General features: G+C 63.3%; 16 protein-coding genes. 3 read left to right on the top strand and 13 right to left on the bottom strand.

The window, feature by feature from the left end; genetic code table 11:
• Window positions 1-31 precede the first annotated feature (31 nt).
• The 6 genes from ATC00_RS30595 to bcsN form a co-directional block, all read right to left on the bottom strand.
• The gene (locus tag ATC00_RS30595) at window positions 32-205 is read right to left on the bottom strand and encodes a DUF1328 domain-containing protein (protein WP_018237251.1); all 174 of its coding nucleotides are present in this window, start codon (window positions 203-205) and stop codon (window positions 32-34) included.
• A gap of 179 nt (window positions 206-384) precedes the next feature.
• Entirely contained in the window at window positions 385-2,550 is a 2,166-nt protein-coding gene (locus ATC00_RS25665) for a tetratricopeptide repeat protein (protein ID WP_064254932.1), read from the bottom strand.
• A complete protein-coding gene (locus ATC00_RS25670) occupies window positions 2,547-3,590 on the bottom strand; it encodes a glycosyl hydrolase family 8 (protein WP_064254933.1) in 1,044 nt (347 codons plus the stop codon). Before ATC00_RS25670 ends, ATC00_RS25665 begins: the two co-directional genes overlap by 4 nt.
• On the bottom strand, window positions 3,587-5,926 hold the full coding sequence (locus ATC00_RS25675) for a cellulose biosynthesis cyclic di-GMP-binding regulatory protein BcsB (RefSeq protein WP_064254934.1): 2,340 nt from the start codon (window positions 5,924-5,926) through the stop codon (window positions 3,587-3,589). The genes ATC00_RS25670 and ATC00_RS25675 overlap by 4 nt, the downstream gene beginning before the upstream one ends.
• Window positions 5,923-8,094 (bottom strand): UDP-forming cellulose synthase catalytic subunit, encoded by a 2,172-nt coding sequence (bcsA, locus tag ATC00_RS25680; protein WP_064254935.1) that lies wholly within the window; start codon window positions 8,092-8,094, stop codon window positions 5,923-5,925. The genes ATC00_RS25675 and bcsA overlap by 4 nt, the downstream gene beginning before the upstream one ends.
• A 107-nt stretch (window positions 8,095-8,201) precedes the next feature.
• A complete protein-coding gene (gene bcsN / locus ATC00_RS25685; protein ID WP_064254936.1) occupies window positions 8,202-9,128 on the bottom strand; it encodes a cellulose biosynthesis protein BcsN in 927 nt (308 codons plus the stop codon).
• A 393-nt stretch (window positions 9,129-9,521) separates the two neighbouring features.
• Here bcsN and ATC00_RS25690 point away from each other — a divergent pair, with 393 nt between their 5' ends.
• Both ATC00_RS25690 and ATC00_RS25695 read left to right on the top strand, forming a co-directional pair.
• Window positions 9,522-11,048 carry an FAD-dependent oxidoreductase gene (locus ATC00_RS25690; protein WP_064254970.1) on the top strand — a complete coding sequence of 509 codons (1,527 nt, stop codon included), beginning with the start codon at window positions 9,522-9,524 and terminating at the stop codon, window positions 11,046-11,048.
• A gap of 114 nt (window positions 11,049-11,162) precedes the next feature.
• Complete coding sequence (locus ATC00_RS25695; protein ID WP_064254937.1) at window positions 11,163-12,071, top strand: NAD(P)/FAD-dependent oxidoreductase; 909 nt, start codon at window positions 11,163-11,165, stop codon at window positions 12,069-12,071.
• A 35-nt stretch (window positions 12,072-12,106) separates the two neighbouring features.
• Here ATC00_RS25695 and ATC00_RS25700 read toward each other — a convergent pair whose 3' ends face one another.
• The 7 genes from ATC00_RS25700 to ATC00_RS25730 form a co-directional block, all read right to left on the bottom strand.
• Window positions 12,107-12,592, bottom strand: coding sequence for a GNAT family N-acetyltransferase (locus ATC00_RS25700; protein ID WP_064254938.1), 486 nt, complete (start codon window positions 12,590-12,592; stop codon window positions 12,107-12,109).
• 34 nt (window positions 12,593-12,626) lie between these two features.
• Window positions 12,627-13,100, bottom strand: coding sequence for a DUF2269 family protein (locus ATC00_RS25705; protein ID WP_064254971.1), 474 nt, complete (start codon window positions 13,098-13,100; stop codon window positions 12,627-12,629).
• A complete protein-coding gene (locus ATC00_RS25710; RefSeq protein ID WP_064254939.1) occupies window positions 13,100-14,383 on the bottom strand; it encodes an SDR family oxidoreductase in 1,284 nt (427 codons plus the stop codon). Before ATC00_RS25710 ends, ATC00_RS25705 begins: the two co-directional genes overlap by 1 nt.
• A 120-nt stretch (window positions 14,384-14,503) precedes the next feature.
• Window positions 14,504-16,963 carry an adenylate/guanylate cyclase domain-containing protein gene (locus ATC00_RS25715; protein WP_064254940.1) on the bottom strand — a complete coding sequence of 820 codons (2,460 nt, stop codon included), beginning with the start codon at window positions 16,961-16,963 and terminating at the stop codon, window positions 14,504-14,506.
• Window positions 16,964-17,044: 81 nt separating this feature from the next.
• Entirely contained in the window at window positions 17,045-18,139 is a 1,095-nt protein-coding gene (locus tag ATC00_RS25720) for a branched-chain amino acid ABC transporter substrate-binding protein (RefSeq protein ID WP_064254941.1), read from the bottom strand.
• Between the two features lie 89 nt (window positions 18,140-18,228).
• The gene (locus tag ATC00_RS25725; RefSeq protein WP_064254942.1) at window positions 18,229-18,663 is read right to left on the bottom strand and encodes a GFA family protein; all 435 of its coding nucleotides are present in this window, start codon (window positions 18,661-18,663) and stop codon (window positions 18,229-18,231) included.
• Between the two features lie 164 nt (window positions 18,664-18,827).
• On the bottom strand, window positions 18,828-19,307 hold the full coding sequence (locus tag ATC00_RS25730; protein ID WP_064254943.1) for a cupin domain-containing protein: 480 nt from the start codon (window positions 19,305-19,307) through the stop codon (window positions 18,828-18,830).
• A gap of 102 nt (window positions 19,308-19,409) precedes the next feature.
• Between ATC00_RS25730 and ATC00_RS25735 the strand changes: the two genes are divergently transcribed.
• Window positions 19,410-20,360: a LysR family transcriptional regulator gene (locus tag ATC00_RS25735; RefSeq protein ID WP_064254944.1), complete on the top strand. Its 951-nt coding sequence runs from the start codon at window positions 19,410-19,412 to the stop codon at window positions 20,358-20,360.
• The last annotated feature ends 121 nt before the right edge of the window (window positions 20,361-20,481 follow it).

The following is a 20,481-nucleotide window of genomic DNA, read 5'->3' on the forward strand; positions in this document are numbered from 1 at the left end:
CATCTCCGAAGGGCCTTGGGCAAGATGAGGCCTACACGACGGCGCTGCCGGCGAGCAGGGCAAGGATCAGGAAGAGCAGGAATATGGCGAGCGCCAGATAGAACAGGATCTTGGCGATCCCGGCCGTCGCCGCGGAGATGCCGGAAAAACCAAGGAAGCCCGTTATCAGCGATATGACCAGGAAAATGAGAGCCCACTTGAGCATGGCGCGACCTTTGTTCGTGACGTCCTGCTAAGCAAGTAGGGCGGCCATGGACGAAGCCTAGCGCAGCAGCCTTAAAATTGGCCCCGACTTTTGGAAGGCACGATGCGTAGTTTCGAAGACTTGCAGCGTCCTTTGTGCATCCTCAAGGGCGCATGGCGCTTTAGAGGAGCAATCGCCTACTACTTGTTGGGCCAGACCTCCTGCTCCCTGGTGACGTCGGCAAGACCGCGCCGTGCGTCCGGGTTGCCGGTTGCGGCGGCTGCTTCGAAGATTCGCTTCGCCTCGGCGAAGCGGTTGAGGTTGAGGTAGGCATAGCCGCGCAGCACCATCAGGTCGGTACGCTCCGTGGAAATCCGCCGCAACTGATCGAGGAATATCAGGGTCTCGCGGTAGCGGCCGGCATCGAAGGCGGCGATTGCCCGGTCTGCCAGTATGGCGGTCTGCAGTTCGGCCACGCGGGCACGGCTTTGCGGCGACTTCGTCGCGGCCACGGCCGCCTTGCTCGTCAACCCGGCGCGAAGATAGGCCAGGCTCTGGCCGTAGGCGGCATCCTCCCTGACGGCGGAAGCGGGAGCACGGAGCGCAACCTCGAAAGCCTCGGCGGCTTCCAACGGACGGTTCATGTCCATCAGGCACCATCCCCGTGCCAACGCCGATTGCGGCGACAGGCGGGTCGGGTCAAGGGTCTCACGGCAACCGATCGTCCTTCGCACGACCTGACGCGGCGAGGTGGCGACCCGCGCGGGCGAGCCGTCTTGTCGGCGGATGGCGGAAACGGCCGGCTGACTGCCTTCCACTGCGTTCGGCTGCGCGACCTGTCCCGGCGGGGCCGGAAGCGGACCGGGCGCCGCCGGCTTTTCCGGCTCCGCGAGACGAGCGATCCGCTCCGAGCGGCCGGCCCAGAGCCGCTGGATATCGGCCGTGCCGGCCGTGTCGCCGAGCTGATGGCGGGTGAGCGCCAGGCCATAGGCGGACGGTTCGTCATCCGGTTTCCAACGGAGCGCCGTCGAAAACCATTGAAGGGCCGTCTGCGGCTGTCCGAGCGCGCGGGCATACCAGCCGAACTGCTGCGCGGTTGCCGGATCGCGCGCCTTGACGGTCTCCTGTGCTATGCGCTGAAGGACTTCACCCGTGAGAACCACCGGCGGTTCAATCGCCAGCAGATTGGCGGTCGCGGCCATATAGGTTGCGCGAGCGTCGGCCGACGCATCCCGCCAGGGATAAAGCACCTTCTCGGCTTCTTCCGGCGCCTTACGGTCGATCAAGGTCAGCGCCAGGCCCTGCGATGCCGACGCCGAATCCTGCTTGTCGCGCGCACGCCTGAACCATTGCTCCGCCGCGCTCATGTTCTTGCGGCGCAAGTGATACCAGCCGAGCAGCAGCGCATCCGAGGCCGTTGCCTGCGTCTCGACCAGCCTTTCGACCCGCTGCAGGTATTTCGGGTCGACGGCGAGCGTTGCGTCGCCTTCGCCCTCGGCAACGAAACGGCGGGCGAGGTCGTCACGGATGCTTTCGAACTCCAGGGTTCCGGATGCGTTCGGTCTCTCGTAGGAAAGCAGTTCCTGGACCATGGCATAGGGCAGGAGGGCTGCTGCCTTCTGCAGCGTCGCGAGCCGCTCCGGTTCGCTATCGCAGTTTCTGAGTATGTAGAGATAGGCGTCGCGTGCCCGTCCTTGGCGCTTCGTTTCCGAAAAAGCTTCGGCGACGCGCCAAAGCACGTCAACCTCGCTGCAGGTGAGCAGGATGGGCGTGCTCGCCCCGACCTGAATGACGGTCTCGTATTGTTTGAGATCGGAGGCATTGATGAGCCTCGCCCGGGCCTCGGCGACATCAAGGCGCTCGAGGAGGTCGGCAGGCGGCTGCCAACCGGGCTCTTTCGTTTGCCGGTCGGCGATCGCCTTGCGAACCTCCGCGTAGCGGCCTTCCGAATAGAGTTGCCACATGGATTCGAGCTGCACGTCCTTGTTGCGCGGAACTGCCAAGGGATCCTCGGGAGGGGTCCAATTGGGATAGAGCGCTCTCAGACGCGAAATCTCCGCCTGCAGGCGGGCCGTGTCGCCCTGGCTGGCGAAATAGCGCAGCGCCGATTCGTCCACGGCCGGCGGCTTGTCAGCCGGAGGGATTTCTGCTTCTGACGGCGTCTCCGCCTGGGCGACGTCCCGCGAACCTGGCTCTCTCACGCCCGTTTTGCTGTCGCCGGCGTCACTGAAGGGAATCGCCAGTTCCGGTGCGGCACTGGCGATGAGGTCTCCAAGTCCCTTGCGCAGATGGCCGCCGTCGGCGATGCCGGCGATGCCGATCACCGTTGCGGTGACACCTGCGAAGGCTATGACTGGAAACTTCATAAGCACTCCGGATGCTTTTCCTCCACGAAAGACAACCCCAGAAGATGCAGGGTCGATGGGTAATATTGCGTCGGGCGGAACGTCTTGGCGTCCTCTGGCACCTTCGTGCCCTGGAGCACACAGGCCAGAAGATGGTTAATAATCCGATAACCCGGGTCGGTGAGGGTCGCGCGCACCGCCCCGCTTTGGAGATCGCGGGTGAGAAGCTCGCCTTGCGGTCCAGACATCCCACGTTGCAGTCTGGAAAGAAACTCCCGATCTGATTGGTCTGAGCGGACGAGGTAAAGCGGAATGCGCAAAGCGTTGAAACCGAATTCTCGCGGAAATCCGGCGGCCGGCTTGAGCGTCGTCTTGGCGCTGACCCAATCGGCCGGCATGTCCTGTGGTCCGAATTTCATGCCCTGGATCATGGTCTTGCCGTCCGCCGCGAGCGCCTGCCATTTCGGCGAAGGAACCAGGCGGTCGAGCACGGGCAGTGCTTCGAACACCCAATAGGAAGGATTGATGACCGGGCCATCGTCCCGGTCGGCGGCTGAAAACCCCGCGACACCGGGCAAGAGCAGCGTGCGCCCGCCATGCTCGACGACGGTCTTGTCGAGAATGGCCCTGGCGATCGTGGCTGCCGCCTGCGAATAATCGCTACGGCCCCAGCGCTCGGCAGCGCGCGCCAGGCCATAGGCAATCAGGATGTCGCCGTCGGTTGCGTTGTTGATGTCGGTGACATGGGGGTCGTTGTCCGGGCTCCATTTCCAGGCCGCGAGTCCATCGTCGCGCAACAGAAGCTCGCGGCGGGTGAAGGACCAAATCTGCTCGAAATCGGCCGGTTCGTTTGCCAGGAACGAGAGCAGCAGGCCGTATCCCTGTCCCTCGCTATGGCTGACATTGCCATTGGCGTCGTCAAGGATGCGCCCGTCCGGATCGAGAAACTTCAACTTGTACTGCGCCCAGGCGTCGGCTTTCACGCTTGCCTGCCTCTCATCCGCTTCGGCCGGCCCGACCAGCGTTCCCAGAAGGACCGCGAATATCAACAGGTATCTCATGTTCGGCGCCCCAGTTTACCGAGCAGCACGGCCGTGGCCAGTCCGAGCACGACTGCAAGGCTGACGAGCAGTACCGCATAGAAGAGAATGTTCGTCGAAAGCCAGTTCGCGGCGATTAGGCGATAGTTCCAAAAGGACGGCGGTTGCGTCTCGACGAGGCTGAAGCGGCGAGCGGGCGTGGCGCTCACCTTGTCATCGACGGGGTCGTAGACCGCTATGTGCCCCGACACATCGCTCCATCGGGACGTGTCCGCGATCGCCGCCACCCCCTCGCGCAGCAATGCCGGCGAAGGAGCTGCCACCACCGTCCAGGTGGCGTTCTCTGCGGGATTGGCCGATTGTGCCACCAGTAGGGTCGCCGCTTCCGGCGGCACGAACGGCGTCTCGGCCTCTGGTATCAGTCGCAGCGAATTCAAGGAAATGTCGAAATTCTCCTTGAGCCAGCTCTCGAAATCGACGATGGCGCTCCGCCAGCCGCCGCCCTTCAGCCGCGTCTGCCATTCGTCTAGCGCCGTTTGTGTGTTGCGCCCCTGGGCAACGTCCTTCGCGCTCCCCCAGGACGCCTGGCTGACCGTGTCGATCCCCGCCTGCGTCAGCACCATCGTCGGCAGCTGCGGCATGGCGCCGATAAACAGCGCTTGCCTGCCGTCGGCCACCAGCGGATCGGCGATCGATTCGATCTGCATCGGCCGGCCACCGGCCACGGCCAGCTTCGCGATGAAGGTCCCAGCCGCGGAAAGCGTGTCGGCGTCGGTCCTATCGATGAAGAGTGCCACCGGATCGGCGCTCCCGCGATACGGATAGGCCGAGCCGGACGTTGCCGCCAGATCCGGGCGCCGTGCGATGCGGGCGAAATCGGGCATCGCGAATTCAGACGTGTCGAACAGGGCAAAGCGCGGTTCGGATGACGCGGCCATTCCGGGGGAGCACATCTTGTCGGCTTCGGTCAGCAGGACCGCTTCGAGTTCTATGAGATTGGCCCCCGGCCGGAAATGCCGCAGGGTCACATTGATCGGAAGATGACGAAGGATCCCGCCCGCTGACGCTTCCAGGGCGACCGTCGTGGCTATGTTGCCGTTCACATAGATGTCGATACGGCTTCCGGGGCGTACCGCCTCCGTATAGCCGGCGTCGAGAAGGATGGCGGCCTCGCCATAAGCGTCGGCATAGAAATCGGATGGGATAGCAACCTGGAGGGCCGTTCGGAACCGCCGGCCGGAAAACTCGCGCGTCGCGACGCCCAGGTCGGAGAAGCGCAGGCTCTTGCCGGAAAACACCAGCGGCGTTTGTGGCAGCCGCCAGCGCTCCGTCTGGATGACGTCGCGCGGGATGTTCGACGGTCGCTCCGTCGCCGCGGTGATCGTTTCGATCGCTGCCGCCACGGCCGTCCAATTGGGGCCGCTGAGGACGAGAACCGGCGCATGTGCTGTCCCGGTTTCGGCGAAGGCGGCAATCGTGCCGGTCGCCGCCTCCGCGGGCAATGAAGGAAGGAGGGGCTGGAGTTCCGTTGCGGTTCCGGCAAGAATCGTCAGCTCGCCGGGCTTGCCGAGGTCCGGCATGGCGCGGCTAAAGACGAACGATTGAGACGGCATCCGCCCGAGCAAGGCGACGCCCTGCGCCAGCCGCATCAGCATCGGCACACGGCTCGGCTGCTCCAGAGCAGGTGCCACGATATTGAACTGTGTCCGCCCGGTTTCGTTCGTGCCTACCGCCTGAATGTCTTCGATCGCGCTCAGCGCCCGGGGCTCCTCCCCCTCGAATGTGATGAAGGCGCTCTCCGAGGCGATCTCTGTCCAGAGTTCGTAGGTCGACTGGATCGTGCAGTCGGTTCGATGGCGGTGGCCTGCCCGGAAGCGGATCTCGTTCTCGCCGGTACGCAACAGGCCGGGCGGGATGTCATAGCTGCGCTCGTGCGGCTCGTCGGCTGCCTGCACCGCTCCTTCGCCGACCAGCTTGCCATTCACCAGGACGGACAGGACCGATGCTTCGGGCGCGACGACGATCGCGTTCTGATAGGCAAAGGTCAGCTTACGACCGGCTTGCGCCTGCGCCGGCGTCAGATAGATGGACCAGGCGCGCTCGTCCGCTTCGCCGGCAAGCGACAATGTCGGAAACGGCAGGATGAAGCGCCTGAAGGGCTCTGCAGCCGGGCGGAGCGCGTCTGCCTCGGGGCTGTCGGAGCTTGGCTGCGCATCTCGTCTTTGCGGCGCCGCTTCCAGCGGCGGTGCGGCGCGCAGTTCGGCGGGACGCTCGCCGGACATGTCGAAGGGGGAGGGCTGTGCAGCCGCCGGCGAACCGGCCAAGAACGCCATCAGGAGAGCGAGCGCGCGCTTCATCTACTCGCTCCTCCTTCGGTCTTGATGCTGCGGAAGAAATAAATCAGACCGCGGCTCATCTGATAAAGGGCAAGCCACAGGAACCAGAGCGTGCCGCGCACCAGGCCCGGATTGCCGCGCCGCATGCGCTGAAACTCGCTCCACTGCTGCGAGTTCGCAAAGATCAGATCGGCGACGAGGCTGTGGTGGCGAGCGACTTCCGGCAGATAGCGGCAGCCGACGATCGTCAAGTCACCCTCGGTCTCGACATTCCTGATTTTGACCGGCAGCGTTTCGAAGGTGCCGTCGCCGCTATAGGGCTGGAAGCGGATCTTTCCCTTCACATCGATCAGGAGTTCGTCGGTGGGCAGGCCGTAGACCTGGACTCTCGCCCCATGCGCCGAAACGTTCTCGATCGTTGCCGGGTAGGTTTGCTCGCCGAACGAGAACTCGCAGCGTCGGCTGACCTTCACGCGCCGCGACGCTGCCTTTTCACCCCGCTCGGAAACCACGCCGAGCGCACAGCCGGCCATGATCAGATTAAGGAGATTCCAGCCGCCGACGACGAGGGTAATGTCCGCCTTGTAAGGTTCCGTATAGACCCGGTAGATGGCGAGCGCCGTGGCAATGAGAAGCACGGCGAAGATGACGAAGAACGGCCGGCTGATCTCGGAAAGCCGGCTTTCGAGGACGGACTCGTCTTTCGCCGTCACCTTGAATGTCGGCTTGCGCGGGTTGAGCAGAACCGAGACGACCGCAGGCAGCAGATGGACGGTCTGCGCATATTCGTAGAGCTCGGATATCCATGGCCAGCGGAACGCTCCGTAGAGATAATTCTGCATCGTCAGGTTCACGAGCATGTAGACGAGCGTATAGGCAAGGAACTCGCCGCCGGAGGCGGTGAAGATCTGGAGGTCGAAGAACAGATAGAAAAGCGGCGCGAACAGGAAAATCGTCCGCGAAAACGGAAACAGCCAGAAGAGCGTCGACGACATGTAGCAGAGGCGCTGCGGTATGGACAGGCCGCCCTTGAGCAAAGGGAAGCGGAACATCAGGATCTGCATCATTCCCTGCGCCCAGCGGCTGCGTTGGCCGATGAAACTGGCGAAGGTTGCCGGCTGCAATCCGGCGATCAGGGGGCGGTCGACATAGACGCTGTTCCAACCGCGCCCATGAAGCGCCAGGGCCGTCTCGCAGTCCTCGGTGATGCTCAAGCCGCTGAAGCCGCTCGTATCCTCCAGCGCCTTGCGCCGGAGGACGGCCGCCGAGCCGCAGAAGAAGGCGGCGTTCCACTTGTCGAGACCGCGCTGGATGATGCCGTAGAACATCTCGTTCTCGCTGGGCATCTTCTCGAACGTCCTGAGGTTTCGCTCCAGCGGATCGGGGTTGAGGAAGAAATGCGGCGTTTGCACCAGGAAAAGGCGCGGATCGTCCTCGAAATAACCGACCGTTTCGAACAGGAAGTCGCGCGCCGGAGCGTGGTCGGCATCGAATACGGCGATCAGCTCACCGTTTGAATTGAGCATCCCGTTGTTGAGATTGCCGGCCTTGGCATGCTCGTTTCGGTCGCGGGTGAGATAGCGCACGCCGAGATCCTCGCAGAGTTTCTGCAGTTCCCTGTGTCGTGCGGCAGCGCGCTGCGCATCGACGAGATTGGTGGAATTGCGCTTCTGCAAAGTGGCGCCGTCGTCGAGCAACCAGACCGTCAATTTCTCGGCCGGGTAGTCCATGCCCTTGGCCGCGGCGAGCGTGTTGGCAAGTAAGTCCGCATCCTCGTTATAGGAGGGCACGAAAACGTCGACCTTCGGATATTTCCCCGGCGTCGCCGAACGCGACGGCCGCGGCGGAAGCGGCATGGCGACCACGAACAGGCTGAGGCCAAGCATCACGACGCTGTACATTTCCGCCAGGTAAAGCAGGAAGCCCGGAATGAAATTCTCCGGTTGGTTGACCGGCGGCAAGGTGCTTGTCGTACGCCAGTAGACGTAGCGCAGCACCATGGCGCTGCCGAAGGCGAGCGCGACGAGCCGCCATTTGCCGCCAGCATCCAGAAGCTTGATGAGCGCCATGAAGGTCACGACAAGGACGCTTGCGACCAGCTGCGTCTGCATGTTGACGGGCAGCGTGATGAGCGTGACCAGGCAAAGGGATATGACAACCCATGCGGTCAGAGTCGCGACCTTACTCATACATTTGCCTTCCAACAGCGGCGTTCATGCCGCTGGCAATGGTTTACAAAAGAAACCGGACCATGCGGTCCCGTTGAGCCCCATAGCAGACCCGAGTTAGCACCCTGTTAAGGGCAGGCCGTCCCTGCCTCTGGTGCGCAAGTCGGCGGGGGGACCACGACGGTGCCTGCCGCGCCGGCACCCGGCGGGCTCTGCAGGCTTCCGCCTGGCTGTGGCAAAGGTAGTGGCGCGACGACCGGCTGGCGCGTCACTTCAGGTTTCTCGACGGCAGTCGTCGCCCGAACGGGAGCCGTCACAATGGCGCGTCTCCGCCGTTCGAGCGCAGGCGCCTGGTCCGACTGCACCTCGGTTCGGTAGATGGGGCTGCCCGTGCGTCCCAGCCCTGCGTCGACCGCCGGCGGCGCCCCATAGGGGTTCCAGGACGGATCGCCGATGATGGTGCCGCTGATCGTATAGCCGTAGACGATACTCAGCAGTTCGTTTTCCGTCGCATCGGTTGCGCAATGGCGCAGCCGCACCTGTATGGTGCCATAGCTGCGCAGGGGCGAGCGCTGGCTTTCAGGCGGACGTATCTGCTGCCAGGCATAGAGGCAAGCGTCGCTGCCGCGCCGCCCGAAGGCATAGCCGAACGGACCGTAGTTATTCTGCAGGAAATAGGGCGACTGGGTAAGGGGGACGCCCGGAATGGCGCGCCCTGCCTCCCGCATCATTTCCGATGCGCGGACGGCCGAATAGGCTGCTGTCTTCTGATCGAGCCCGGCACCCGTAGGTCCGAAGAATGTGGCGCGGAGGTAGTTCTGTCCGGGTGTCGAAGCGGAGGTATGCAAGTTGACGTCCTGCTCGACGGCATTTCCGAAGCGCCGCTCGACCACGTTCAGGACCTCAGGTCCGCCGGGCGGCGGCAGGACGAGCGCGTTTTCCGTCGGTACGATGGTTGCGCCGGTTGGAACGCGGGCGCCTTCACGGGCCGTGCAGCCTGCAAGGGACAGCAACACGAGAACAATCAATCCGACGGCCTTGCCGCTGCACCGCAAACTGGCAACCTCCAAACTTGCCCCCACAGGGACGCGCGTCTTGTTGAAACGCGCAAGAGCCGCTGCGGCACATTGAATAGCTACATGTTCAGTCAATCGGCTCGATCTCTTGAAACAAATAGCAGGCAGAAAAGGCATGCAGAGGTCTCGCCGTCCGCATTCCACATCTCAACCTTGCGCCGCGACCACGAATCGCGATCGGCCGCCACGCCAGAAATTGCATAGTGCAAGTGGGGGTTTTTTCAAACCCGCATAACGGGGCACGTCAAAGCCTTCAGTCCAAACGGCGTCTTTGGCCGTGGCAATTTATATCAGCCGGAGGCAAGGCTAGCCCTTTGTCGTTCGAGGAACATTTCTGATTGAGCGCGGTTCGTCGTGATGGAGATTGACGCCATGAACGTGAATTCCGAACGCAGCCAGTCCCTTTGGATGGCAACCGCCCCGGAGCACCGAGCGCAGCCGCTTGTCACCAATGAGCGAGCCGATGTGGTCGTGGTTGGGTCCGGTATCGCCGGCCTCTCGGTCGCCTACGAACTGTGCCGCGAAGAACAGTCGGTGATCGTCGTGGATCGAGGCGCGCTTGCCCGAGGTATGACGGCTCGCACGAGCGCGCATCTTGCCTCCGTCCTCGACGACTTCTACCACGAACTCATCAGGCTGCGTGGTCTCGAGGAGGCACGACACTACTTGCACAGCCAAGTCAGGGCCCTTGATCGGGTTGAGCAGATCCAGGCATCCGAAAACATCGAGTGCGACTTCCGTCGCCTCGACGGCTATCTGTTCGCGGCGTCGGACGAAGACGTTTCCATCCTCGAGCGGGAGATCGATGCCTGTCACGGCCTCGGCTTCTCCGGCGTCGCGTGGGACAGATTGCCGGGTACGGGAGATGGCGGCGAGCACCGCTGCCTCCGTTTTCCGGAACAGGGACGATTCCATCCGCTCAAATATCTTGACGGTCTCATCCGCTGCATCGAACGCGATGGCGGGCGGCTATACGCAGAGACACCGGTCGTGAGCGTCGAAGAGAAGGGCGGCGAAACGATCGTCCGCACGCGGCAAGGCCATGAAATCCGCGCGCGAGCGGCGGTCATCGCAACGAATTCGCCGATCAACGACTGGATCGCGATTCATACGAAGCAGGCACCATATCGGACCTATGTCGTTGCCGGCCGAGTACCAAGCGGCTCGGTGGTCGATGCGCTGTACTGGGATACGCTGGATCCGTACCACTATGTGCGACTGCAGCCGTCAGGCGCAGAGCATGCTTGGCTGATTGTCGGCGGCGAGGATCACAAGACCGGACAAGCCGACGACCAGCCGGAGCGGATAGCGAGGCTCACGCAATGGGCAAAGGCGCGCTTCCCGCGAATGGGCGATCCGGAATATGCCTGGTCCGGCCAGGTGATGGAGCCGGTGGACTATCTCGCCTATATCGGTCGCAACCCCGGAAACGACAATATTTTCGTTGTGACCGGCGATTCCGGCGAGGGCCTGTCGAACGGCGTCGCCGGTTCGTTGATCCTGCGCGATCTTATCCTGGGCCGCGACAATGCCTGGACGGACGTCTACCAGCCCAATCGGATCTCGATCGGCGCAGCGGGCGAGTACATTTCTGAAAATCTCACCATGCCCGCCAATCTCGCCGAACATCTCACGGGCGGGGAATTGTCTTCGCTCGATGAATTGAAACCGGGCGACGGCGGCCTTTTCCGCCGTGGCACGGCAAAGCTTGCAGCCTACCGCGACACTGGCGGCGAACTCCATATTCGATCCGCGACTTGCACCCATGCCGGCTGTGTCGTGCACTGGAACGGCTTTGAGAGATGCTGGGACTGTCCATGCCACGGTTCCCACTTTTCGGTGGATGGCGAGCCCCTGAACGCGCCGGCCTTCAAGCCGCTTGCGGCCGCTGACGAATAGGCGCGCAGCGGCGGGACCACGATATCTTCCGGGCATTTATGGCCTCCAGGAACAACCGGCCGCGTGAGCCGTTCACAGCAGGCTGTTTGACAGGAACCAACGGCGAGACGCCGAGTGCGCGATAAACCGAACTATGATTGCATTATTGTGGGTGGGGGGCCTGCCGGTCTGGCGGCAAGCGTCTATCTGGCACGCCTCAACCGGCATGTGATCGTCGTCGACGAGGGAAACAGCCGCGCTTCGCTCATTCCGCGCTCCTACAATCATCCGGCTTTCCCCGACGGCGTTCCGGGCCAGGTGCTGCTCGACCGTATGCATGATCAAGCCGCCAGGTTCGGGGTTGAATATCTCGCCGCCCGTGCCGATCTGCTGGAGCGGGTAGGGGACAGCTTTCAGTGCAAAGTCGCCGGCCGTCTTCTCCGGAGTCGCGCGGTCATAGGCGCGACGGGCCTGGTCGACGTTCTTCCGCCCTGGCCGAATGCAAAGGAACTCGTGCGGAACGGCAATCTCAGGCTATGCCCGATCTGCGACGGGTACGAGATCAATGGCGAACCGGTGGTCGTCATCGGCAACAACCGGCGGGCGATGAAGGAAGCCGCATTTCTGCTCTCCTTCACCGACGATGTGACGGTGGCGACCTTGGGTGCCGAACCCGAGGGACAGACGCCTGCGGACATCAGGCCGCCCATTCGACTGCTCACAGCCCGATTGGCACGGCACGAGCCCGTCCCGGAAGACCGCATGGCGTTGGAATTCTTGGGAGGGGTAGCGATGAAGGCGGTGGCGGTATATTCGGCGCTCGGCTGCATGCCACAATCTCTGCTTGCGCAGGCAATTGGAGTGAAGCTTGACGAGGAAGGGCGGATACCGACCGATCAGCATCAGCGTACCGGCGTCCGGTTCTTCTACGCGATCGGCGATGTGGTGACGGGTCTGAACCAGTTGGGAGTCGCCATGGCGCAGGGGGAGATTGCCGCCGTCACCGCACACAATGATCTATCGGAGGCTTTCGGCAATGCTTGAGCGGGGCGTTCGTGAGGACGCGCGGCCTGGCGCGCTCAATCGGGTGAAAGACGCCGCGCCAGACCGATCTTCTCGAGGTTCGTTCGCAGCACCGCATCAAAGGCGACCTTCCTCCAAAGCTGCCGATAGCCGAGGCGTTGATAGAGTTCGAGCGCTCTTCGATTGGCAGCGGCGACTTCGATGCGAGCTTCATCGTAGCCGCGCTCAAAGATTTGTCTTTCGAGCGCTCTTACAAGCGCCGATCCGGCGCCCCGCCCCTTGAATGCCGGAGCCACCCAGATATCGCTGATGGTATCGTCTCCGTGCTCGCAGGCCCCGATCCCGGCAGCTTGGCCTTCGACCTCAGCCACCAGGATATTTGACCGCATATCCCGGAGAAATGGCACGAAAGGGTTGTCCTGCTCGACCGCCGTCGCGACTTCCGCCGGGATAAGCGGCTTTATCCCCTTGCGCCAGGCGGAGAGCCCCAGCCGGGCAAGAGCCTCCACTTCGTCCGCTAAAGCCGGCCGCACGACGATCATGCTGTCTGTCCCTCTCTAAGCGCCACCCCGCCGCTCACCACTCTATAGCGGGCCGGGCGATCATCAGCCAAAAGATCCCGAGGACCGCCGCAAAGGCCGGAAAGCCGAAGGCGAACCACAGGTGAAAGAGCCGATGGTAGCGTTTGGGCAATGGCTGCCCACCCTTGCTCGCGGCCTCGGCGAGCCTGTGCATCTCCATCTGCATCCAAACGACCGGCAGCCAGAATGCACCGGTGATCAGATAGAGGAGGATCGACAGCAGTATCCACCCCTCCGTCAGCGAGTAACCGACATGCCAGGCGAGCGCCACCCCTGTTATCGGCTGCAAGACGACGGCGGTGGCGGTAAACAGGAAGTCGGCCAGGACAACGATGCGCGCAACCGCAGCGATCGTCTCGGCGCGACCGGTGCGATGCGCCACGAGCATGAAGAACGCGATCCCCGCACCCGTGCCCAGAAGCACGGAGGCGCCGATGATGTGCAGGTATTTGAGAACGAAATAGAGCATCATCGCTCCTCCAGGATCGCCAAGGCGGCGAAGTGCAGCACGATGATCGGCCAGATCTTCATCAGCGGACCAAGCGGTTCATTCCACAATTCGGGAAGCAGGACCGTCCCGGCGGCGGCATAGAAGAGGGAAAGGGCAATCGCACCGTAGAGCCCGGCACGGCTCGTTCGACGGACCGCAATGGCAAGTCCGATGACGATGTCTGCGATTGCTCCGGCGACGACGCTCGGACCTGCGAGAACACCAGCGCGGGTGCGCTCCATCAGGTCGATGCCGATCTGGTAGCCGGTCGTCAGCGATATGACGCCGGTAGCGATCCAGAACAACGACAATACGACGAAGATGACCGGCTTCAGGAGGTAGAGCCTGGCAAACCATCTTTCCTGAACGGAAACCGGCGTTCTCGCCAGCGCCACCGAGAGCGCAGTCGGTTCTATCCCGGTATTCTCCGACCAGGCCCCGATGTCGCCCACGGCGCCGCGGGTGATCTCCTTCTGCGCCGTACTGCGCGTCGGCGGGCGCCAGCCGAGTGCTCCGGCAAGATCGCTGAGCTTATAGAGGAGGTCTGCGAGTGGAGCGGGTATGTTGAGGACCCGAGCCGGCGCCCAGCCAAACCAGTGCCGATAGGTTTTCACGACATCTTCGAAGGACAGGGCCTCCGGCCCGGCAATCTCCAGGATCAGTCGCTTGGGGGCACCCGGATGGACGAGCATCTCGACGGTGCGCGCCACGTCCTCGAGGCGCACGACCTGGAGCAGCCCGGTATTCGGCATGATCGGCCGCACGGGCAGAGCCGCCAGACCGCGGATGAGCGCACTGGCGCCAAAGGCGCCGGGGCCGAGAACGACCGAGGGGCGCAGAATGACCCAGTCGAGATCCCGGGCCATCAGTGCCTTGTCGCCTTCGAGCTTGGTTCGCGAAAAGGGGGAGGGCTGCTGCTTTTCTACCCCCATGGCCGAGAATTGTATGACACGGCGGACACCGGCCTGTTCGCAAGCCTGGAACAGGGCCGAAGGACCGCGGACGTGGACGCCGGACGTATCTTCGCCCGGCCCGTCCTGCAGTGTGCCTGCGCAATTTACGACGGCGGCCATGTTCGACAGATGGGGCAGCCAGTCTTCAGGCCGGATAGCGCGTGCAAGATCGATTTCCACGGCTTCGTCGGTCTTTGGCGGCGAAGAGCCCGGGCGAACCACGCGCACCACTGTCAAGCCACGCTCGAGAAGCTTCGAGCAGACGGCCGAGCCGATCAGGCCGGAAGCCCCGATAACGAGCACTCTCATCGTTCCTCCTTCGGTCGCCGGCGATCACCGCAATGCCCCGGCTATTGCGCGCGCGCCGTGCACGTTACCGCTCCAACAGGCGCCGGGCGGAACATGTTCCGTGAATGGGTGAGCAGCGGATTATCGAGAGAGCCTGCTCAGCACCTCGCGAAGCGTCGCCGCGGCCTCTTCCCGTTCACCGGACGACATGAGGTCGGGCTCTGCATCGAGCTTAAGATGCGGCAGTTCCTTGTGGATCGCGTCGCAAGCGTCGATGAGATTGGTCCTGAAGTCGACGACCCTGAAGGTTGCGATCGGATAGGCGAGGCCCTTGACCCGGACGCGTCCGACTTCCTCGCAATGGATCACATCCTGCACCTGCGCAAAAGTCTCGTAGGAGATCAGAACGGCGCCAGGCTCCGCTTCCTGCTCCAGTCGCGCGGCGAGATTCACTGCCCCGCCGATGATCGTGTAGTCCATCCGGTCTTCGCTGCCGAAATTGCCGACGGTGCAGTAGTCCGTGTGAATGCCTATCCGGCAGCGCAGCGGCGTCTCTATTCCGACGCCGCGCCAGGTTTCTCCGAGTTCGGTCATCCGCTTCTGCATGGCAAGGGCCATCGAAACGCAGGCAATGGCATCCTCCTTCACCCCGCTGGTCTCCGGATCGCCGAAGAACATCAGGATGGCATCGCCGACATATTTATCGATCGTGGCGCCGAAGGACAGCGCGATCTGAGACATTTCCGTCAGGTACTGATTGAGGAGCTGGGTGAGTTCCTCCGATTCCATCTTGTCGGTCGTCTCGGTGAAACCGGCGATGTCGGAGAAGCAGATGGTCAGTTTCTTGCGCTGGCTCGCGATGCTGACATCCTGCCGCCCGCTGAAAATCGAACTATAGACCTGCGGGGCGAGGTATTTCGCCAGCTTGCTCGACAGGGCTTCGAGGGCCGCCGATTTCTCGGAAAGGTCCTGCTCGCGGCGCTTGAGCTCCGTCACGTCGGAATAGACGGCGACCGTGCCGCCGCCCGAAATGCGGCGTTCGCTGATCTGCACCCAGCGATCCGAGCCGCGCTGCTGCAGGATCGTTCCGACGGGATTGCGGTGTGCTTTGAGGCGCTCGGCGATCCACTCGTCCTCCCGTCCGATGGCATCCTCGATCAGGCCGCGCTCCGCCGCGGCACGGATGATCGCCTCGAAACTCGTGCCGGAGACGACGGCGTCATCCATACCCGGATAGAGTATTTCGCGATATCGGCTGTTGCAGAGGAGGAGCCGGTCCTCGCCATCGTAAAGCGCGAACCCTTCGGAAATGCTCTCGATCGCATCGATCAGGCGCTGGCGGGCTTCGGCGACTTCGCGCAGGTTCTTCTCCTCGACCTCGATCGCCGTGTCGCGGAAGAGGCGCAACGCCTTGGCCATCCGGCCGATCTCGTCGCGCCCGGTATCCGGCAGCGTCACCCGCAGGTTGCCGGCGGCGATGGCAAGCATGCTGTGGCTGAGACCGGCAAGACGGGCAAGCAGGTTACGGTCGACATAGAGCCAGACGATCAGTATCGAACTCAGCAAGCTGAGCAGCGCGGAGCCGAGCACGATCCCGGTGCCATAGCGCCGCACCGTCCCGGCTTCGGCGCCCGCGTCAGAAATATCACGTTGCGCCGCCGCCACGAGGCGATCTACGGCAAGGGTCAGTTTGCGTGAAAGCTGATCGTTTTCCGCCACCAGCTTCTCGCCCTCTGCCAGGACTGCAAGTTCTTCGCCGCGCGCGCCCGGAATGCTTGCCGCGCCGTCGATCAGCGCCTTGAACTCGTCGACGAGTTGGCGGAAACGCTTGCGCAATTGCTCGTCGAATTCGGGGGTGATGGCCTCCAGCGCGTCGACCGAGCGGTGCAGCGGAAAGGAAAGCAGCGACAGGTCGCCCGGTGTCGGCACGACGGCAGCCTGCAGAAGCGTGTCGTTGATTACCGCGATCTCCCGTTGCGCCGTTTGCTGCGGAATATAGGCGGCGATTGCCCGGGCGAGGTCTCGTGTCGCCGCAGCTTCCGCTTCCGGTGACAGTGTCGGATCGATCGTCGCGGCCCGCCATCGCGGGACCTTCGAGTTCATCACGAGAATGCCCGGGGCGACGAGCCGCTGGCTGGCATTGGTGGTCGCCGACAGGCGGCGCAGCAGCTCCTCCTTCCGGACCACGGCGTTGAGACGGGCGGTGACGAGACCGTCGAGGGCGTTCAGGTTGCGCCGCAGCCCCACTGCCGCCGCTTCGATTTCGGCAACGACCGCCGAGCTGAGCGTCGTTCCCTTCAAGGCGGCAAGCAATTCCTCCAGGCGCGTCATCTCGCTGCCGATCGCCGCCGACACCTCGGTGTGCCGGGCTCGGCTGGTCGAAGCAAGGACGGCGGGAGCGGTGGCGGCGACCCGCTCGGCATGGCGGGAGAGTTCGAGCGATAGAAGCGCGGACGGGGCCCGGCGCTCCGTTACCCGTTCGAGCACCTGGCTGAGCTGAAGAAAGGCGTACAGGGCGCCGGCCGTCGCAAGCACGGCGAAGGCACTGATGCCGAAGAAGGCGAGCAGCAGACGACCGCGAATGCCGAGACGATCAAACATCGCGGCCCCTGGATCCGGCTGAGGCGGTCAACATCGTCCGCATGGATTCTTCAGATGCGTGCTGCTGCGGTGAGCCGCCGGTTACTCCAGCGGCACATACTCGCCACCCTTCCAAACATACCATACCCAATTCTGAACGGTGAGGTCGCCCTTCTCGTCGAAATCGATGCGGCCGAGCACCGTCTCGAACGCGTGGTTGCGCAGCGCCGCGATGACTTTGTGCGGTTCCAGTGACCCCGCCTTTCGCGCCGCCTGTGCCCAGACTTCGGCGGCGCCGTAGCTGTGCAACGTCCAGGAATCGGGCTCGAAGTTCTCCGCCCGGAAGCGCTCGACAACCTCAGCCGCTTCGGCATTGCGACGCGGGTCGGCGACGAAGGTGAAGAGTGTTCCTTCGGCAGCTGGTCCGGCGATCAGGCCGAAGGCCTCGGTCGCCGTGTCGTCACCGGAAATCACCTGCACCGGAAAAGCGCGCTCGCGCGCTGCACGAACCATGAGTGCGGCTTCCGTGTGATAACCGCCAAGATAGAGCACCGCGATACCTGCCGTTTGCAGGTCCGCGATCTCGGCCGAGTAGTCGTCCTTCCCCGGCTCGTAGCTTTGATAGATCGCCTCGGTGACGCCACGCTTGTTCAGTTGCTTCTTTGTCTCTTCGGCGAGACCCTTGCCGTAGGTCGTATCGTCGTGAAGAATTGCAACCTTCTTGGTCCCCCAGTGGTCGGCCAGGTAGTTGCCGGCCTTTAAGCCCTGGGCATCGTCGCGACTGCAGACCCGGAAGACATTGGCATGGCCTTGCTCGGTCAAGGTCGGATTGGTCGAGGACGGAGAAATCTGCAGCACGCCGGCCGCGGCGTAGATTTTGGAGGCGGGGATCGAGGCGCCCGAGCAGTAATGGCCGACAACGAACACAGCACGGTCGGCGACCAGTTTCCGGGCCGCCGCAACGGCCTGCTGCGGATCGCAAAAATCGTCCGCCACGATCAGTCGGACCTGCTCGCCGAGCACGCCGCCGGCGGCATTGATCTGCGCGACGGCCATCTCCGCGCCGCGTTTCAACTGCGTGCCGGTCCAGGCGAGTTTGCCACTCATGGGGCCGGCGACGCCGATCAGAACTTCCGCGTGAGCCGGAAAGCTGAGAGCAAGGGCGAGGGCGGCAGCGAGGGCGAGAGGTCGGCGCATGAACACCTCCGCCTGCAATATACTCTTGATGTTTCGGTGCGGCTACGTGTGGTGGCGATAGGGCGCGGGTCCTTGCACATGTGAGGACGTCAGCCGTTGATCGGCGGCCCGTCCGCGGCGTGAGCCCAATATTGCGGCAGCTCGTCGTTGATCGTGTACCAGGGTGCCTTCGAGCCGACGAAAATGTGCTCGTTCGGCCGCATCGTCGGTTCGTCGGCGAGCGGACCGAGCGCGACATGCACATAGTCGCCGTCGCGGACGACGGAATAGAGAAAGGAGCCACATTTGCCGCAATGGGCGTTGTGCGCGTTCTCCTCGCCGTAGGTCTGGAGATGGTCTGCCCCTTCGGTGACGGTGAATTTCGCGCGCTCGATGCCGGCAAACGGTTTGAAGGCGGACCCGGTCGTCCGCCGGCAATCCGCGCAATGGCAGTTTGCGGCATAGCGGAACTCGTCGGCGACGACATAGTGGACGGCGCCGCAGAGGCACCGTCCGGCTAGCATGCGAACGCGTTGGTCTGTCATGATACTCCTCACCGGTCGCCTCCAAGACGAAGCCGCGGCCTCCATTCCCGAGAGGAGAAGTCTTTCGCAACGCCTGCGGGATTTCAAGGCTGCTCACCGGGATGACGCACAAATCGAGCGGAAGAAGTAGGAGCAGGGGAATGACGCTTTCTGCTCCGATCTCATCAGACCAGCGGCGCACCGATGATATCGATGCCGTTCGCGGTGCAGCATCGCGTCAGGACCGCGATGATTTCCGGTGTCGGCGCCGACTGCGGCGGCAATTCCGGCCGATCGGCCGGGCGGCCCATCTGGCGCAGCAATGTTTCGAAGTCCGAACCGCGGGTGATCGTCAGGCACCGCGCCCCGCCGCTCGATTCGACGCGGAAGGTGTGGGCGAGGCCCTTCGGGGCGACAACCGTTTCGCCGGTAACGGCAATCCGCTCGCGGCCATCGATATGGAAGCGCATCCTGCCTTCGAGGATGTGAAAGACTTCGTCTTCCCGGTGATGCACGTGCAGTGGCGGAGAATCCCAGTAGGGCATGTGGTGCTCGACCACGCAGATGCCGTCGCTCCCCTTGCTCGAGGAGACGTGGATCGCGACGAGCGTGTTGTTGAACCAGAAGAGTTCCTTGCTTTCTGTGATGTTGCTAGTGATGGTCATGGCGGGCGTGCTCCTTTGCCTTAGTGACGTGGCGTCGCTGGTGACTTACCGGCCGACCGGGTCGAGCGGAAATCGAATGATCGTATGGGGCGAATTGACGGGATGAATTTAAATGCTCTGGACCTCAATCTGGTGCGGGTGCTCGATGCCCTGCTGCGGGAAAGAAGCGTCACCCGCGCCGGCGATCGGATCGGCTTGAGCCAGCCTGCCGTCAGCGCGGCACTCAACCGCTTGCGTCACGCGCTCAATGATCAGTTGTTTGTCCGGCGCGGCAACGAGATGGTGCCGACGCCCCGGGCGGAGAGCCTGGCGGAGCCGGTGCGGGTGGCGCTGCGCGAAATCGAACGCGTTTTTCACGCAGCCAAGAGGTTCGAGCCTGCGGGGCTTGAGCGCACCTTCACGCTGATGGGGGCCGATTTCTTTTCGATGCTGCTGATGCCGTCCCTGGCAGCGCGCATCACGCACACGGCGCCTGCCGTGTCACTCCGTTTTCTCGACAGCGCGCGCGGCGATGTCGCACGGCTGCTTCAGGACGACGAGGTCGACGCGGCGCTCGAGCGGCCGCTGGAGGTGCCCGACTGGGTCTCGAGTGCCCTTCTCTTTCACTCACCCTTTGCGATCATCGCAGCCAAGGACAATATCGCGATCGGCCGGGCTGGGATCGGCGAGAATGGACTTCTGCCGATCGAACTGTTCTGCGAACTTCCGCATGCCATCCGCTCAATCGACGGTTCGATGTCGGGCTTTACAGACGATGCCCTCGCCAAGATCGGGCGGGCGCGCCGCGTGAGCCTGGCTTTGCCGCACTTCCAGGCCGTCGCGTTGGCCGTGGCAAGCGGGAATTACCTCGCCGCTGTTCCTCGCCAATTCGCAGTTTCCGCCGCGCGGAGCCTGCCGATTGCCATCTATGAGCCACCGCTTACGATCCCCGTTCCGGAGATCAGGATGTATTGGCACGCCCGTCACGACGACGAGCCGCCGCATCGCTGGCTGCGCGGTCAGATCCTCGGGACCGTCGACACCCTCGGATTCCCCGAAGCGGGAATCGTCTGAGATCAAGCCGATAGGGGCAGCACTGCCCTGAGCCTCCGACCCTAGTCTAGTGCCCATCCATAAACGCCTGTTTTTCTGCGGTTTTGCAAGGTTGTTTGCCGGCTGACATCGTTTCTTGGGA

Source organism: Sinorhizobium americanum (genome assembly GCF_001651855.1).
In the GTDB taxonomy this organism is placed as follows: Bacteria; Pseudomonadota; Alphaproteobacteria; order Rhizobiales; family Rhizobiaceae; genus Sinorhizobium; species Sinorhizobium americanum.